Raw genomic sequence first — 14,714 nt, 5'->3', positions numbered from 1 at the left:
CAGAAAGCCCAACGTGACCGACACCGCCGACCTTCGCCCCGACAGGATGCTCAGCGTGCGCGAGGTGTTCGGCATCGACACCGACCTGCAGGTGCCCGCTTTCAGCGAGCGCGATGACCACGTGCCCGAGGTCGACGCGGTCTACCGCTTCAACCCCGACGTGACGCTCGCCATCCTCGCCGGCTTCACGCGCGACCGGCGGGTGATGGTGCAGGGGCTGCACGGCACCGGCAAGTCGACGCACATCGAGCAGGTGGCGGCGCGCTTGAACTGGCCCTGCGTGCGACTGAACCTCGACGGCCACATCAGCCGGCTCGACCTCGTCGGCAAGGACGCCGTGGTGCTGCGCGAAGGCAAGCAGGTCACCCAGTTCCAGGAAGGCATCGTGCCCTGGGCACTGCAGCGGCCGGTGGCGCTGATCTTCGACGAATACGACGCCGGCCGGCCCGACGTGATGTTCGTCATCCAGCGCATCCTGGAGCGCGACGGCAAGTTCACGCTCATGGACCAGAACAAGGTGCTGCGCCCGCACCCCTTCTTCCGCCTGTTCGCCACCGCCAACACGGTGGGCCTGGGCAATCTCAACGGCCTGTACCACGGCGCGCAGCGGCTCAACCATGCGCAGATCGACCGCTGGAACATCGTGGCCTCGCTCAACTACCTGCCGGCCGATGAAGAAATCGCCATCGTGCAGGCGCGCGTGCCTTCGCTGGCCGACGAGGCGGGCACGAAGCTGGTCGCGTCGATGGTGGCGGTGGCCGACCTCACGCGCAAAGGCTTTGCGGCGGGCGACCTGTCGACGCTGATGTCGCCGCGCACCGTCATCACCTGGGCCGAGAACATCGAGATCTTCAAGGACCCGGCGCTGGCGTTTCGCCTCTCGTTCGTCAACAAGTGCGACGACGCCGAGCGGCCGCTGGTGGCCGAATACTTTCAGCGCTGCTTCGACCGCGAGCTGAAGGAGTCGCACCAGCTCTGCGCAGGTCCGCGCGAATGAGCTCCGAGCCCGCGAGCGCGATGCAGCGCCGCGTGCGGCAGGAGGAGCAGGTCGCGGAGCTCTGCGCGGGTGTGGTGCGCGCCTTCAGCGGTGAGCGCGACCTGCACTTTCGCGGACGGCGGCTGCACCGTGGCCGCATCGCGCTGCCGTGGTTCGCGCCGCACCTGCATCCCTCGCCCGACACCGACGACTTTGCTTCGTTCCGCGGCGTGGCCGACGGGCTGGCGCTGCGGCTCACCGTGTCGGATGCGGCGCTGCATGCAAAGCTGCAGCCACAGGAGCCGGTCGAACGCATGCTGTTCGAAATGCTGGAGCAGTTCCGCGTCGAAGCGCTGGCGCCCGATGTCATGGCCGGCATGCGGCACAACCTGCGGCACCGGCATGAGCAATGGTCGCTGGCTTTCCACCACTCGGGGCTGACCGACACCGCGCGCGGCCTGCTGCTGTACGCCGTGGCGCAGATCTGCCGCGCCCGCGTGAGCGGCCAGCAGGTGGTGGAAGAGACCGAGGACATGCTCGAAGCCACGCGCTTCGCGCTCGCGCCGCTGATCGGCCATGCCCTGGCGGGCCTGCGAAGAGACCGCGCCGACCAGGCCGCCTATGCGGTGCACGCCCTTGCCATCGCGCGCACCGTGGCCGCGATGCTGCACGAAGCGGGCGAAGAAGGCGGCGACGCCGCGCGCGATCCGCATGTGGACGACAAGCGCAGCGTATTCAGTCTCGTGGCCGACATGGACCAGGAGATCGTCGAGCGTTTCGCCACCGCCGAGTCGGGCCGCAGCGCGGTGCTCGACGACGCGGGCGGCGCCTACCGCGTCTTCACCACGGCCTACGACCGCGAGCACGACGCCGCCACGCTAGCGCGCAAGGAAGTGCTCGCGCAACACAGGGAAAAGCTCGACCGCCGCATCGCCGCGCAGGGCGTGAACATCGCCCGCCTCGCGCGCGAACTGCGCGCCCTGCTGGCCGAGCCGGAGCGCGACGGCTGGGACGGCGGGCAGGAAGAAGGCCTGATCGATGGGCGCCGGCTCGCGCAGCTCGTCGCATCGCCCACCGAGCGCCGCCTGTTCCGCACCGAGCGCATGGAGCCGCTGGCCGACTGCATCGTCACTTTCCTCATCGACTGCTCGGGCTCGATGAAGGAGCATGCCGAATCGGTCGCGATGATGGTCGACGTGTTCGCGCGCGCGCTCGAGCAGGCCGGCGTGGCCAGCGAAGTGCTGGGCTTCACCACCGGCGCGTGGAACGGCGGTCGCCCGCAGCGCGAATGGGTGCGTGCCGGCCGCCTGCCGCATCCCGGCCGCCTCAACGAGCGCAGCCACCTCGTCTTCAAGGCCGCCGGCACACCGTGGCGCCGCGCACGCCCCGCGATGGCCGCGCTGCTGAAGGCCGACCTTTTCCGCGAAGGCATCGACGGCGAGGCGGTCGACTGGGCCTGCACGCGGCTGCGCCAGCGCGGCGAGGCGCGCAAGCTGCTGCTCGTGATCTCCGACGGCTCGCCGATGGACAGTGCCACGCACCTGGCCAACGACGCGCACTACCTCGACCACCACCTGCGCGACGTGGTCGCGCGCCAGGAGCAGCGCGGCGACATCGCCATTGCAGGCATCGGCGTGGGCCTCGATCTGAGCCCCTACTACAGCCGCAGCCATGTGCTCGACCTGGCCGGCAGCAGCGGCAACACCATCTTTCGCGAGGTGATCGAGCTGATGGCCGGGCGCCACCGCCGCTGAAGCGTTCCGGTCTCATGGATTCAACGCTGGCAATCGTGTCCGGGCTCCTGGTGCCACCACTGGCACCGGCCACGCTGGCCTACAGCCTGTGCGTGGTGTTCGCGGCCGGCATCGTGCGCGGCTTCGCGGGCTTCGGCTTCTCGGCCATCACGGTGGCGGGCATGTCGCTGGTGGTGTCGCCCGCGCTGGTGGTGCCCGCGATCTTCATGCTCGAGATACTGGCCAGCCTGAGCCAGTTGCGCGGCATCGCGCGCGACATCGACATGCCCTGGCTAGGCTGGCTGATGCTGGGCAACCTCATCTGCATTCCCATCGGCGTGGCGCTGCTCGCATGGCTGCCTGAGACGCCGCTGCGGCTGCTGATCGGCGCGCTGCTGATGTCGGCCGCCTTGCTGCTGCGCGGCGGCGCGCGCGCCACGCTGGTGCCGACACGCGGCGTGCGCTTGTCGGCGGGGCTGGCGTCGGGCTTCATCAACGGCGTGGCCGCCATCGGCGGTATTGCCATCGCCGTTCTGCTGAGTACCGCGAAGATGGCGCCGGCCAGATTGCGCGCCACGCTGATCGCACTGCTGCTGTTCAGCGACGTGGTGTCGCTGGTTTGCGCGGCGCTGATGCCGTCTTCAGTGCATGCATCCGGCAGCCTGCTGGGGCCGGACACGCTGAAGTGGGCGCTGTGGCTGGCACCGGCGATGCTTGCGGGCATCTGGTGGGGACAGCGCTCGTTCAAGGGGGTGTCGCCGGAGCAGTTCAGGAAGCATGTGCTGAATCTGCTGATCGGGTTGGCGGCGGTGAGCGTGGTGCGGTCGGTGGTGGGACTTATCGGGTAAGTCGCCGCTGCCTTTTCGATCTTTCCTGCCCTATCGGGTCGTACTCAGGCGAGCCCCCGCCTCTGTGACTATCTGCTTGAAGACGGCCGCATAGTCCGGCCTGCCCGTGATTCGCGCCAGAAACGTGTCGAACCCAGCCTCGTCCGGAATGCAGAACAAGATGCGCTCCGGTCGGTTGGCCCTCAGCACCTCCTCGAACGCGTCGAGATTGCAATTGCCCGCGTAGCCCCAGTCGCCGAAGAGTGCTTCCGCGAGATGGCAATAAAAGTCCTCGATTGTCTGCAGCCCCTCGACGCTCAGCATCACGCGCTCTGTCACGAGTGCCTGCTGCCAGTCCAGGGGCCCGGTCAGTTTCATGCACGCAACAATCCACGAGCGCCTGTACGACGGATTCAGCGCACGCCACCCGATGGGAGCACCGCACGACCGTGCATCCAGGATGAGAGCAAGCGCCAGGTGGGCACGGCCAACCGAGACGAGCCAATAGTGGCGCGTTCCCGATCGAGACAGCATCTTCTTGCAATGGATGCCCGCGACATCCACCTCGATATCCTCGATGACCCGGTAGATCGTGTAAGTGGCGCCCTCTCTCAAAGCAGGACAGTCTTGCGGTGCCACCAGGCCTTCGATGACAAGAAGCAAATCTTCGGTCTCGGCCCCTTCTTCCTCGATATAGCCCTCGGGTAGGCCCTCCACCGAATCGAAGTGCAGGACGATGTCGTCGCCGTCGGATTCATTTCGCAAGCAGTATTTCTTTTCAGGCACGGGCTTGGAGTTCCACGGTGTTGGGTTCATGAAGGATCTTGATTGCCGACGCGGCTAGGGCTTCTCCTTCGCAGGCACCATCGCCCCAGCGTCATAAGCCCCGCAGTAATCCTCCCAGTCTTTCACCACCTGCGCCGCGCAATGGTGCGCAGCCGCCATCAGGTCCTTGCGCCAAGACTTCGCCGAGCCGCCGAAGTCGATCAGCGCGTCGGCGGTGGCCGAGCCCTGGCGGCCTGAACTGCGCAGTTGCGCCCACGCCATGAGTTGCCCCATTTCGTCAGTGACGCCGCGGATCTGGTCGAGCGAGGCGCGCTTCACGTCGAGGCTCACGCGGTCTTCGCTGGGCTGCAGGCCGCGCAGCACATAGGAGGCAGCAGCATCCGGCCCGGCGCCGACGATAGGCTGCAGGAAGGCCATCGACACGGCCTGCATGCGGCGCTGCAGTCCCACCACACGGTGCGCCTGCGAAGGCCATGCGGGCTGCGCGAGCTTCAGGTACGGCGCCAGCGAAGACGGGAGCGCCTCTTTCAGGTCGAGCAGGTAGTTGCCATCGGGCGAGCCCTTGCCTTCGACCAGGACGATGTAGCGCTCCACGCCCAGGCTGCCGGTGCCGGCGATGCGCCTTGCCACGTCGATCACCTTGAAGAACCCGGGCTTGTCCTGCGTCGCGGCGTAGGCGCCGACCAGCCTGGTCGCGTGGTCGCGCTGCGCATCTGTGGCCGCGAGTGCATGCTTCTTGTCGATGCGGATGGCGCGTCCATGGCCCTTGCGGTCGGTGCGCTTGTCCAGGAAGTCCGGCCTCGTGCGCGCCTTGAGGGTGTCGAGCAGTTGCCCGATCAGGCCGTTGGCGTTGTCGCGGTCCACCCACCGAGCCTTGCCCGACAGCAGCGCACCAACGTACGCGTCGAGGGCGGTGTTGCACAGCGCATCGGCATCGTCGGTGGTCGCGCAGAGGCTGTCACCGGCGACGAGGATGCTCGACAGGAAACGCACCAACTCCCACGTGACGGGCGCCAGCGCGGCTTCGTCGAAGTCGTTGAGGTCGAAGTACACGAGGCGGTTGTCGCCCTTGTAGCTGCCGAAGTTCTCCAGATGCGCATCGCCGCACACCCAGCCGGCAGGCACCTTGCCGGCGAACAGCGGGTCCGAGGGCAGGCGCTGGTAGAACAGGTGGCAGGTGCCGCGCAGGAACACGAAGGGGTTGGTGCGCAGGTTGGCGTACTTCATCGCCAGGCGCTCGGGGTCGCGGCCGGCGTTGTAGTTGCGGATGGTCTCGGCGACGTTCAGCATGCGTGTGTTCCCTTTTGCGTCATGGCGGATTCTGAACCCGCTGCAGCGGCGGAGGCGGCGGGTTTCAGAGCAGCGCAGTCATCTTTCCGGCAGCAGCTTTCAGCGCGTCGATGCGCTTGAGCGCATCGTCCATCGACATCCGCGCGGTCGGCGCATGCACGGCCAGTGCGGCGCGCACTTCGCCGGCCTCATCGCGCACCGGCACGGCCACCGCCACCAGCCCGGCGATGAATTCCTCGCGGTCGCAGGAATAGCCCTGCTTTGCAATCGCCTCGCATTCGGCGCGCAGTGCGTCGGCGCTGGTGATGGAGTTCGCGGTCATGCGCTCCAGCGGCAGGTTGTCGATCAGAGCGTCGCGCTCTTTCTTCGGCATCTGCGCAAGGAACAGCTTGCCGCTGGCGGTGCAATGCAGCGGAACATGCGAGCCCACGTCGAGCGTCAGCCGCAGCGGCCATTGCGCTTCCACGCGGTCGAGGTAGAGCACCCGCGCGCCGTCGAGCGTGGTGAGGTTGCAGGTCTCGCCGACCTCGCGCACCAGTTCCGACAGCACCTCGTGGCGCAGTCCGCGCACCACGCCGTGGTTCAGCGTGTCGAAGGCCAGCTTGCGCAGCGCGGGGCCGACGCTGAACGAGCGCTCGTCCACGTCGCGCGCCAGGAAGCCGCCGGCCAGCAGTTGCGTGCAGATGCGGTGCGCGGTGCCCTTGGGCAGGCCGAGTTGCGCGGCCAGGTCGGCGAGCGTGAGCGCCCTGCCCTCGTTGGCCAGCAGCGCCAGCAGGCGCAGGCTGCGTTCGGCCGACGAACCGGAGGCGGATGCGGACTCCGGCTCCTCGATGGAAACCACTGCGGCGGGCGGGCGCGCTGGACGGGGCATGCGGGTAAACCTTAAAAGTGGAACGTTGCGTTCCGAAAATCATTGGCCTAGGATGCGGCCGAGCGAAGCGATTGTTCCACTCCCCCGAAGCAACAGGCGCCCATTGCATGTCTGAAGAAGCATTCGACTACATCGTCGTCGGCGCCGGTTCTGCCGGCTGCGTGCTGGCCGCCCGGCTGAGCGAAGACCCGGCCACCCGCGTGCTGCTGCTCGAGGCAGGGCCGGCGGACCGGTCGCTCTGGATCCACCTGCCCATCGGCTACGGCAAGACGATGTGGAGCCCCACCTACAACTGGCGCTTCGAGACCGACGCGGACCCGAACATGAACGGCCGGCGCATCTACTGGCCGCGCGGCAAGACGCTGGGCGGCTCCAGCTCGATCAACGGGCTGATCTACATCCGCGGCCAGCGCGAGGACTACGACCACTGGGCCGCGCTCGGCAACCCCGGCTGGGGCTACGACGACGTGCTGCCCTACTTCATCAAGTCCGAAGGCAACCAGCGCGGCGCCGACGCCTTCCACGGCGGCAACGGGCCGCTGAAGGTGTCGGACATCGCGGCGAAGCACGAGCTGATCGAAGCCTTCATCGACGGCGCGCAACAGACCGGCGTGCCGCGCACCGACGACTTCAACGGCGCCGCGCAGGAAGGCGCGGGCTACTACCAGCTGACCACGCACAAGGGCTGGCGCTGCAGCACCGCCAAGGCCTACCTGACGCCTGCCGTGAAGCAGCGGCCCAACCTGCGCATCGAGACCGGGGCACTGGCGGGCAAGCTGGTGTTCGACGGGCGCCGCGCCGTCGGCATCACCTACCGGCAAGACCGCGTGCTCAAGACCGCGCGCTGCCGCGCCGAGGTGCTGCTGTCGGCGGGCTCGATCCAGTCGCCGCAGTTGCTGCAGCTCTCGGGCATCGGGCCGCGCGCGCTGCTCGATCGCTTCGGCATTGCGGTGGTGCACGAGCTGCCGGGCGTGGGCGAGAACCTGCAGGACCATCTGCAGATCCGCCTGGGCTACGAGTGCGCCAAGCCCATCACCACCAACGACCAGCTCAACTCCTGGTTCGGCCAGATGGGCATGGGCCTGGAATGGCTGCTGCGCCGCACCGGCCCGCTGGCCGTGGGCATCAACCAGGGCGGCTGCTTCATGCGCGCGCTGAAGGATGCGCACGGCAAACCCATGGCGGCCACGCCCGACATCCAGTTCCACGTGGCCACGCTCTCGGCGGACATGGCGGGCGGCAAGGTGCACCCTTACTCCGGCTTCACGATGTCGGTGTGCCAGCTGCGGCCCGAGTCGCGCGGGTACATCCGCATCCGCTCGATCGACGCGGCCGAGCCGCCCTCGATGCAGCCCAACTACCTCGCCACCGAACTCGACCGCGCAACCACCGTGGCCGGCGTGAGGGCGGCGCGCGCGATTGCCGAATCTCCCGCGATGCGGCCCTACGTGAAGCGCGAGGTGAAGCCCGGCCCCGACATCACGAGCGACGACGGGCTGCTGGAGTTCTGCCGCAACAACGGCGCCACCATCTTCCACCCCACCGGCACCTGCCGCATGGGCAGCGACGCGCTCGCGGTGGTCGATGCGCGGCTGCGGGTGCACGGCGTGGCCGGGCTGCGCGTGATCGACTGCTCGGCGATGCCGACGCTGGTGTCGGGCAACACCAACGCACCCGCCGTGATGATGGCCGAGAAGGCCGTCGACCTGATCAGAGAGGACGTGAGAGCGGCAGCCGCCGCGCACTGAGTTTTTTGCAAACCCAAGGCCCGCAGAGGCCGCCACGACAACCTCATCGGAGACAAACATGAGTGCAAGCGACGAGAAAGCGATTCGCAGGGTGGTGGTTTCGGCGCTGGTGGGCGCAACCATCGAGTGGTACGACTTCTTCCTGTACGGCGTGGTGGCCGGCATCGTGTTCAACAAGCTCTATTTCCCGGGCAGCGACCCGGTGGTGTCGACCTTGCTGGCGTACACAACCTTTGCGGTGGGCTTCGTCACGCGGCCGCTGGGCGGCGTGATCTTCGGCCACTTCGGCGACAAGATCGGCCGCAAGAGCATGCTCGTCATCACGCTGATGATCATGGGCGTGGCCACCTTCCTCATCGGGCTGGTGCCTACCTATGCGCAGATCGGCATCGCGGCGCCGCTGCTGCTGTTGCTGCTTCGCGTGGCGCAGGGCATAGGCCTGGGCGGCGAATGGGGCGGCGCGGTGCTCATGGCGTATGAATACGCGCCGAAGGAAAAACGCGGCTTCTACGCGTCGCTGCCGCAGATCGGGCTGGCCATCGGCCTGTGCCTGGCCTCGGGCGTGGTGGCGCTGCTATCGTGGCTGCTGACCGACGAGCAGTTCCTGTCGTGGGGCTGGCGCATCGCCTTCCTGATTTCCGGCGCGATGGTGATGGTGGGCATGTACATCCGCCTGCACGTGAAGGAAACGCCGGAGTTCGCGGCCGTGAAGGCGCGCAACGCAGAGTTGCGCATTCCGTTCATGGACATGATCCGGCGCTACCCCGGCAACGTGCTCAAGGGCATGGGCGCGCGCTACATCGACGGAGTGTTCTTCAACATCTTCGGCGTGTTCTCCATCAACTACCTCACCAGCACCATCAAGATCAGCCGCACCGAGGCGCTGCTGGGCGTGATGGTCTCCGCCGTGGTGATGTGCTTCGCCATTCCGTTCTTCGGGCGCATGTCAGACCGGCTGGGGCGGCCCAAGGTGTACATGTGGGGGTCGCTCATCACTGCCGTATCGGCGTTTCCGGGCTTCTGGCTCATGACGCACAGCGGCGGCAACGTGCTGCTGATATGGCTGTCGATCATCGTGCCCTTCGGCATCCTGTATGCGTCGGTGTACGGGCCGGAGGCTGCCCTGTTCTGCGACCTGTTCGACGCCAAGGTGCGCTACACGGGCATCAGCTTCGTCTACCAGTTCTCGGGCATCTTCGCCTCGGGCATCACGCCCATCATCGCGACCGCGCTGCTGAAATCGGGCGGCGGCGAGCCGTGGCAGATCTGCCTGTACGTGCTGTTCGCGGGCGTGGTGTCGGCAGTGTGCGCCTGGATGATCGGGCGCACGCCCTCGCCGGCGGACGCGCCCGTGGCGGTGGCCTAGCGTTAAATGAGTACTTTTGCATCCATCAAGAAACATCGGTTACTTGTGGATGCAGTTCGGCACAACACCCCTCCTGGGGCTTGCCCAGGGTCTGTGAGACGGCTCTGTTGCATGCCGATACGCCCCTGGCAGGTACCCCCTTTCAGGCATATCGCCAGCCTGTACGCGTACTTACATTTTTGGCTTGAAGTTTGAGATTTGCGGCGTGTGGAGGAGCAAGAGGAAGAGCTTGCTGCTGCATGCGGGCGCCTGCACGAAACAAGCCACTAATGAAAAAGACGCCATGAACAAGATTTTCCGCACCCTTTGGAATCCAACGCTCGGCACCTGGGTGGCCGCGCCTGAAACTTCGCGCGGCCATTCACGGTCGTCCGCCAAGGGCGGCGACCTGCGGGCCGTGGCCCTGGCGGCGCTGCTCCTCGGGGCAGGGCCTGTGCTGGCGGCGGGCGGCGCGGGCGGCCAGCCTGTCGGCGACCCGACGCTGAGCGCCGGCTCCGGCGGCAGCAACGGCAGCGGCGGCAACGGCGGCCTGAACGACACCACGATCAACGCGACCGGGGGCACCGGCGGCTCGTCGACGCCCTCCGGCGTCACGGCCGGCTCGGCCGCCAGCACCACCAACTTCCCCGGCGGCGCCACGCCGGGCGCGGGCGGCGCGGCAGGCAGTGGCAGCACGGTCGTCAGCCCCGGCGTGATACAGGGTGCGGACGGCGGCGCGGGCCAGGCCCAGACAGGCGACGCCAGCAACGGGAACGGCTACGGCGGCGGCGGTGGCGGCGGGTTCCAGGGCACGTCGATCGGCAACAACATCAGCACCACGTCCAACAGCTTCACCGGCGGCAACGGCGGCGCGGGCGGCAACGGTTTCTGGGCGGCCGGCGGCGGCGGCGCGGGCGGCTACGGCTCCATCCTCAACGGGCCGCTCGGCGGCTACACGGCCACGGGCTCGTCGACAGGCGGCGCGGGCGGCAGCGGCGGCAGTGCGTTTTCGCAGGCTGGCGGCGGCGGCAGCGGTGGTGGCGGCTTCTACCTGAACGCCACCACGCCAGGGCTCCCGTTCGGCAACACCGGCACCATCACCGGCGGGGTGGGCGGCGCAGGCGGCTCCGAACTGGCGACGCCGCGCTCCAACGCCTCGGGCGGCGGCGGCGGGGCCGGCGGCCACGGCGTCACGCTGGCGGGCAGCACCGTGCTCATGACCAACACCGGCCAGATCACCGGCGGCGCGGGTGGCGCCGGCGGTGCGGCCGGCGGCGGAGCGGGCGGCACCGGCACACCCGGCGGCGGCGGCGACGGCGGCATCGGCCTGTCGTCCACCGGCAGCGGCGCGGCCATCACCAACAGCGGCGGCATCACCGGCGGTGCCGGTGGCGCTGGCGGCGCCAACAGCAACGGCGGCGCCAGCGGTGCCAATGGTGCTGGCGGCGTGGGCGTGACGGGCGCCAACATCGCCATCACCAACAGCGGCAGCATTTCCGGCGGACTGGGCGGCGACGGCGTGACGCGCGCGTCGGCCGTCGAATTCACCGGCGGCGCCAACAGCCTGACTTTGAACACGGGCAACTCGCTGACGGGCGCCGTGGCCATCGACAGCGGCGCCACCGCCAGCGTGATCGCCGGCGCCACCGGCCTGAGCGTGGGCAGCGCCCTGCTGCTCGGCGGCACCGGCACCATCGACACCAACGGCCACGACCTGAGCTGGACCGGCCCCATCTCGGGCGCCAGCGGCCTCGTGAAAAGCGGCGCGGGCACGCTGACGCTGAGCGGCGCCAACACCTATGCCGGCAGCACCAACGTATCGGCCGGCACGCTGGCCGCGGGTGCGGCCAACACCCTCAGCAGCGCAAGCGCCTTCACGGTCGGTTCGGGCGCCACGCTCGACCTGGCGGGCCACAGCCAGACGGTGGCGTCGCTGGCCAACAGCGGCACGGTCTCTCTGGTGGGCAGCGCGCCCGGCACCACGCTCACCGTCACCGGGCCGTGGGTGGGCAATGGCGGCACGCTGCGGCTGGGCACGGCGCTGGGCGGCAGCAGCAGCGCGAGCGACCGGCTGATCCTCAGCGGCAGCACCGCCATTGCCAGCGGCACGACCAACGTGCAGATCACCAACCTGGGCGGCCTGGGCGCGCTCACATCAGGCAACGGCATCGAGGTGATCAGCGCCGTGAACGGCGCGACGACCACCGCGCAGACCACGAAGAGCGCTTTCAACCTCGCTGGCGGCCATGTCGACGCCGGCGCCTACCAGTACCGCCTGTACGCGGCCGACGCCAGCGGCGCGGGCGAGAACTGGTACCTGCGCTCGACCATGACCGTCGATCCGGTCACGGGCGCGCCCGTGACCGGCGGCGGCAGCAGCACCGGCGGCGGCGTGCTCGTGCCCACCTACCGCTCCGAAGTGCCGCTGTACGCGGCGCTGCCCGAACAACTGCGCCAGTCCAACCTCGCGATGCTGTCCAACCTGCACCAGCGCGTGGGCGACGACACCGGCGTCAGCCTCTCCGGCACCAACACCGCCACGCCCGAGATGGGCTACCGGCAGGCCTGGGCCCGCGTCATCAGCACCGACCGCACCATCGGCCAGAGCGGCACGGTCAGCCCCACCAGCAGCGGGCGCCTCACGGGCTTCCAGGCCGGCACCGACCTGTGGGCCGACCCGAACTGGCGCGTGGGCGTGTACGTCGGCCAGCTCGAGGGCGACATGCGCGTGAACGGCTTCGTCGGCGGACTGCAGAACGCGGCGGCCGGCACCAACAGCCTGCACAGCGAATACCTGGGCGCCTACGCCACCTGGAAGAACGACAGCGGCCTGTACGTGGACGGCGTGCTGCAGGCAGGACGCCACCGCTATACCGAATCGCCCACGCTGGGCTTCTCGGGTACGGGCAAGGGCAACAGCCTGCTGGCGTCCGTGGAAGTGGGCCAGTCCTTCGCCATCGGAAGCGGCTGGGTCATCGAGCCGCAGCTGCAGCTGGTGCACCAGCGGCTCGACTTGGGCAACAGCAGCATCGTCGGCGCGCTGGTGCAGCAGAACAACCACGACGGCTGGCTCGCGCGTGCCGGCGTGCGGGTCAAGGGCGAGATCGACACGCCCGCCGGTCGCCTGCAGCCCTATGTGCGCGTCAACGTGTACCGCAGCAGCAGCGGCACCGACGTGGCTAATTTCGTAGGCCCTGCCGGCACCACCAGCATCGCCACGCGCACCGGCGGCACCAGCTCCGAGCTGGCGACCGGCGCCACGCTGCAGCTCACGCAGAGCGCGAGCCTTTATGCGGAAATCGGCAAGCTGTGGTCCTCGGGTGGCGACACCCGTGTGCGCAGCAGCATCAATGGCAGCGTGGGCGTGAAGATCCGCTGGTAGGCCCGGCAGGGGCGCCGCGCTTCAGTGCGGCGCGGCCCCCTGGTCGGATCGCACGGCGGCGACGACCGACAGCACCGCGTCGATCACCGCCTGCGGGTCGTCGAACTGGATGTCGTGACCCGCATTCGGCAGCAGCCGGTGCACGCTGCGCGAAGACCAGGTCGCCATTTCCGCATGCATCTGCTCCCAGATGGCCTGCACCTGCGTGCCCTGGGCGGGCGTGATCTTCATGCCGCGAAGCTCGGCCTCGGTGTAGGGCGCCATCGCCGTCAGCACCACCAGCGGGCGATTGCCGAGGTTCCTGAAGCCGCGCGTCTCGGCAAGCGTGTCGTCCATCGCATCGCCTTCCACCAATTGCGTGCGCATGGACTTGGGCGCGAAGGCGCGAACCGCCTGTGCATCGTGCGCTGTCTGGTGCGGCGCCTGCGACAGCAGCGCCGAGGCCGCCGCCCGCAGCAGCCCAGACCACGCCAGCGCCACGCCGATGCGCGACTGCAGCGATCGCGTTTCCACCATGAACGCCGCCACCCGCGCGACCTGGTCCGGATGCGAGGGATCGACCAGCACCAGCCCCGCCACCTCCTCGCCGAAATGCTGCGTGAAGTTCATGGCATAGAGCCCGCCCATCGACTGGCCGACCAGCACGAACGGCCCCCGCTCGCCCGCGCGGGTCAGCGCCGTGTGCAGGTCTTGCGCGACCTGCCTGGCGCTGTAGGGCGCATTCGAAGGGTCGCTCCACATCAGCCCCGCGCGGCTGTACGAGCACGCGCGCGTATGCGCCGCCACCTGCGGCTGCACCGGCGCCCAGCTCAGCGAGCCGTCGATGCTCAGCCCCGCCTCGAACACCACCGTGGGCGAGCCGCTGCCGCGGCAGTCGAGCTGAATGCGCCGCCCGCCGCCAACGTCGATCATCCTGCCGGGCGGGGGAAAGTCGCGCACAGCGCGGTAGCGGCCGAGTTGCTCGTACACCACCCCCGCCAGCACGGCGAAGACGAGGCAAGCCGCGCCAGCCAGGACGATGCGCATCGACATACGTTTCAACGAGGGCTTCACTGCGGCAGATGGTGCCACCGCCGGCCGGGCACCGCCACAGCCCTGCTACTTCAGCCGGTAGCTGAGCTTGCGGTTGCCGCTGACCGTGGAGTCGAGCCCCAGCCATTCGCCCTGCTGCGAATACCAGACGTCGATCGGCTGCGCGTCGGTGGCAATGCGCCAGCGCGTGGCCTCCACCGGCTGGCCGCGCACTTCCACCGTGCCGCTGCCGGCCTTGCTGATGCGCACCTGCTCCAGCTTGCCGCTCTGCGAATTCAGCAGCCTGGCCTGCGTGCGGATCGCGGGGTTCCAGTAGGCGAAGCTCATCACGCAGCCGTCGACCGACTGCGTGCCCTTGGGCGTGGCGACGGCCAGCGCGTTGTCGCCCGCGGGCTCGGCGTTGACCTTCTCGGGCGTGCCGTCGTCGTCGGTCTTCGAGGTAAGCCTGTGCAGGCAGTCGCCGCGCCACAGCTCGGTGGCCTCGTGACGGTAGCGGTACACCGTCACGCCCAGCAGCTTGACCGCGAAGCGCGCCTCGCTCACCAGCTTGCGCTCGCTGCCGTTGGTAGCCAGCGCAAAGCGGTGCTCGCCGATGGGCGAGTCGTCGAGCAGCACGCGGAAATCCCATTCGCCGCCCGATGGGCCGGCGGCCGAGGCGGTGGCCGCCCCATTCGACAGCGCGGCCAATGCGGCCAGTGCGCAAAGCCAGTGCTTCTTCGTCATT

Annotated in this window: 11 protein-coding genes; 6 read left to right on the top strand and 5 right to left on the bottom strand. The window is 68.7% G+C overall.

What is annotated here, in order from left to right:
* Positions 1-13: 13 nt before the first annotated feature.
* Genes ACWV14_RS08690 through ACWV14_RS08680 form a run of 3 tightly spaced genes read left to right on the top strand, consistent with a single transcriptional unit; the run spans position 14 to position 3,557 of the window.
* Positions 14-997 (top strand): AAA family ATPase, encoded by a 984-nt coding sequence (locus ACWV14_RS08690; RefSeq protein WP_454907319.1) that lies wholly within the window; start codon positions 14-16, stop codon positions 995-997.
* Positions 994-2,730, top strand: coding sequence for a cobaltochelatase CobT-related protein (locus tag ACWV14_RS08685; RefSeq protein ID WP_454907320.1), 1,737 nt, complete (start codon positions 994-996; stop codon positions 2,728-2,730). The genes ACWV14_RS08690 and ACWV14_RS08685 overlap by 4 nt, the downstream gene beginning before the upstream one ends.
* A 35-nt stretch (positions 2,731-2,765) precedes the next feature.
* Positions 2,766-3,557 carry a TSUP family transporter gene (locus tag ACWV14_RS08680; protein WP_455342652.1) on the top strand — a complete coding sequence of 264 codons (792 nt, stop codon included), beginning with the start codon at positions 2,766-2,768 and terminating at the stop codon, positions 3,555-3,557.
* 30 nt (positions 3,558-3,587) lie between these two features.
* Here ACWV14_RS08680 and ACWV14_RS08675 read toward each other — a convergent pair whose 3' ends face one another.
* From ACWV14_RS08675 to ACWV14_RS08665, 3 genes are all read right to left on the bottom strand, one after another.
* The gene (locus ACWV14_RS08675; RefSeq protein ID WP_454907322.1) at positions 3,588-4,352 is read right to left on the bottom strand and encodes a hypothetical protein; all 765 of its coding nucleotides are present in this window, start codon (positions 4,350-4,352) and stop codon (positions 3,588-3,590) included.
* Between the two features lie 24 nt (positions 4,353-4,376).
* On the bottom strand, positions 4,377-5,612 hold the full coding sequence (locus tag ACWV14_RS08670; RefSeq protein ID WP_454907323.1) for a DUF2252 domain-containing protein: 1,236 nt from the start codon (positions 5,610-5,612) through the stop codon (positions 4,377-4,379).
* Between the two features lie 64 nt (positions 5,613-5,676).
* Entirely contained in the window at positions 5,677-6,483 is an 807-nt protein-coding gene (locus ACWV14_RS08665; RefSeq protein ID WP_454907324.1) for an IclR family transcriptional regulator, read from the bottom strand.
* A 107-nt stretch (positions 6,484-6,590) separates the two neighbouring features.
* Between ACWV14_RS08665 and ACWV14_RS08660 the strand changes: the two genes are divergently transcribed.
* The 3 genes from ACWV14_RS08660 (at position 6,591) to ACWV14_RS08650 (ending at position 12,958) form a co-directional block, all read left to right on the top strand.
* Positions 6,591-8,231, top strand: coding sequence for a GMC family oxidoreductase (locus tag ACWV14_RS08660; RefSeq protein WP_454907325.1), 1,641 nt, complete (start codon positions 6,591-6,593; stop codon positions 8,229-8,231).
* A 58-nt stretch (positions 8,232-8,289) separates the two neighbouring features.
* Positions 8,290-9,597: an MFS transporter gene (locus ACWV14_RS08655; protein WP_454907326.1), complete on the top strand. Its 1,308-nt coding sequence runs from the start codon at positions 8,290-8,292 to the stop codon at positions 9,595-9,597.
* 283 nt (positions 9,598-9,880) lie between these two features.
* Positions 9,881-12,958, top strand: a complete 3,078-nt coding sequence (locus ACWV14_RS08650; protein ID WP_454907327.1) for an autotransporter outer membrane beta-barrel domain-containing protein — start codon at positions 9,881-9,883, stop codon at positions 12,956-12,958.
* Positions 12,959-12,979: 21 nt separating this feature from the next.
* Here the strand turns inward: ACWV14_RS08650 and ACWV14_RS08645 are convergent, their stop codons facing one another.
* Together ACWV14_RS08645 and ACWV14_RS08640 are read right to left on the bottom strand one after the other, a co-directional pair.
* A complete protein-coding gene (locus ACWV14_RS08645) occupies positions 12,980-13,984 on the bottom strand; it encodes an alpha/beta fold hydrolase (protein ID WP_454907328.1) in 1,005 nt (334 codons plus the stop codon).
* Between the two features lie 72 nt (positions 13,985-14,056).
* Positions 14,057-14,713 carry a DUF6134 family protein gene (locus tag ACWV14_RS08640; RefSeq protein WP_454912702.1) on the bottom strand — a complete coding sequence of 219 codons (657 nt, stop codon included), beginning with the start codon at positions 14,711-14,713 and terminating at the stop codon, positions 14,057-14,059.
* Between the last annotated feature and the right edge of the window lies 1 nt (position 14,714).

It is taken from the genome of Variovorax durovernensis (assembly GCF_977011995.1).
The sequence above is the reverse complement of the archived record's forward strand: the minus strand, read 5'-3'. Positions and strand labels throughout refer to the sequence as shown.

Coding starts and splice junctions, on each gene's coding strand:
- ACWV14_RS08685 (WP_454907320.1), top strand. CDS start 994: ATGAGCTCCGAGCCCGCGAGCGCGATGCAGCGCCGCGTGCGGCAGGAG.
- ACWV14_RS08675 (WP_454907322.1), bottom strand. CDS start 4,352: ATGAACCCAACACCGTGGAACTCCAAGCCCGTGCCTGAAAAGAAATAC.
- ACWV14_RS08670 (WP_454907323.1), bottom strand. CDS start 5,612: ATGCTGAACGTCGCCGAGACCATCCGCAACTACAACGCCGGCCGCGAC.
- ACWV14_RS08665 (WP_454907324.1), bottom strand. CDS start 6,483: ATGCCCCGTCCAGCGCGCCCGCCCGCCGCAGTGGTTTCCATCGAGGAG.
- ACWV14_RS08660 (WP_454907325.1), top strand. CDS start 6,591: ATGTCTGAAGAAGCATTCGACTACATCGTCGTCGGCGCCGGTTCTGCC.
- ACWV14_RS08655 (WP_454907326.1), top strand. CDS start 8,290: ATGAGTGCAAGCGACGAGAAAGCGATTCGCAGGGTGGTGGTTTCGGCG.
- ACWV14_RS08650 (WP_454907327.1), top strand. CDS start 9,881: ATGAACAAGATTTTCCGCACCCTTTGGAATCCAACGCTCGGCACCTGG.
- ACWV14_RS08645 (WP_454907328.1), bottom strand. CDS start 13,984: ATGCGCATCGTCCTGGCTGGCGCGGCTTGCCTCGTCTTCGCCGTGCTG.
- ACWV14_RS08640 (WP_454912702.1), bottom strand. CDS start 14,713: ATGACGAAGAAGCACTGGCTTTGCGCACTGGCCGCATTGGCCGCGCTG.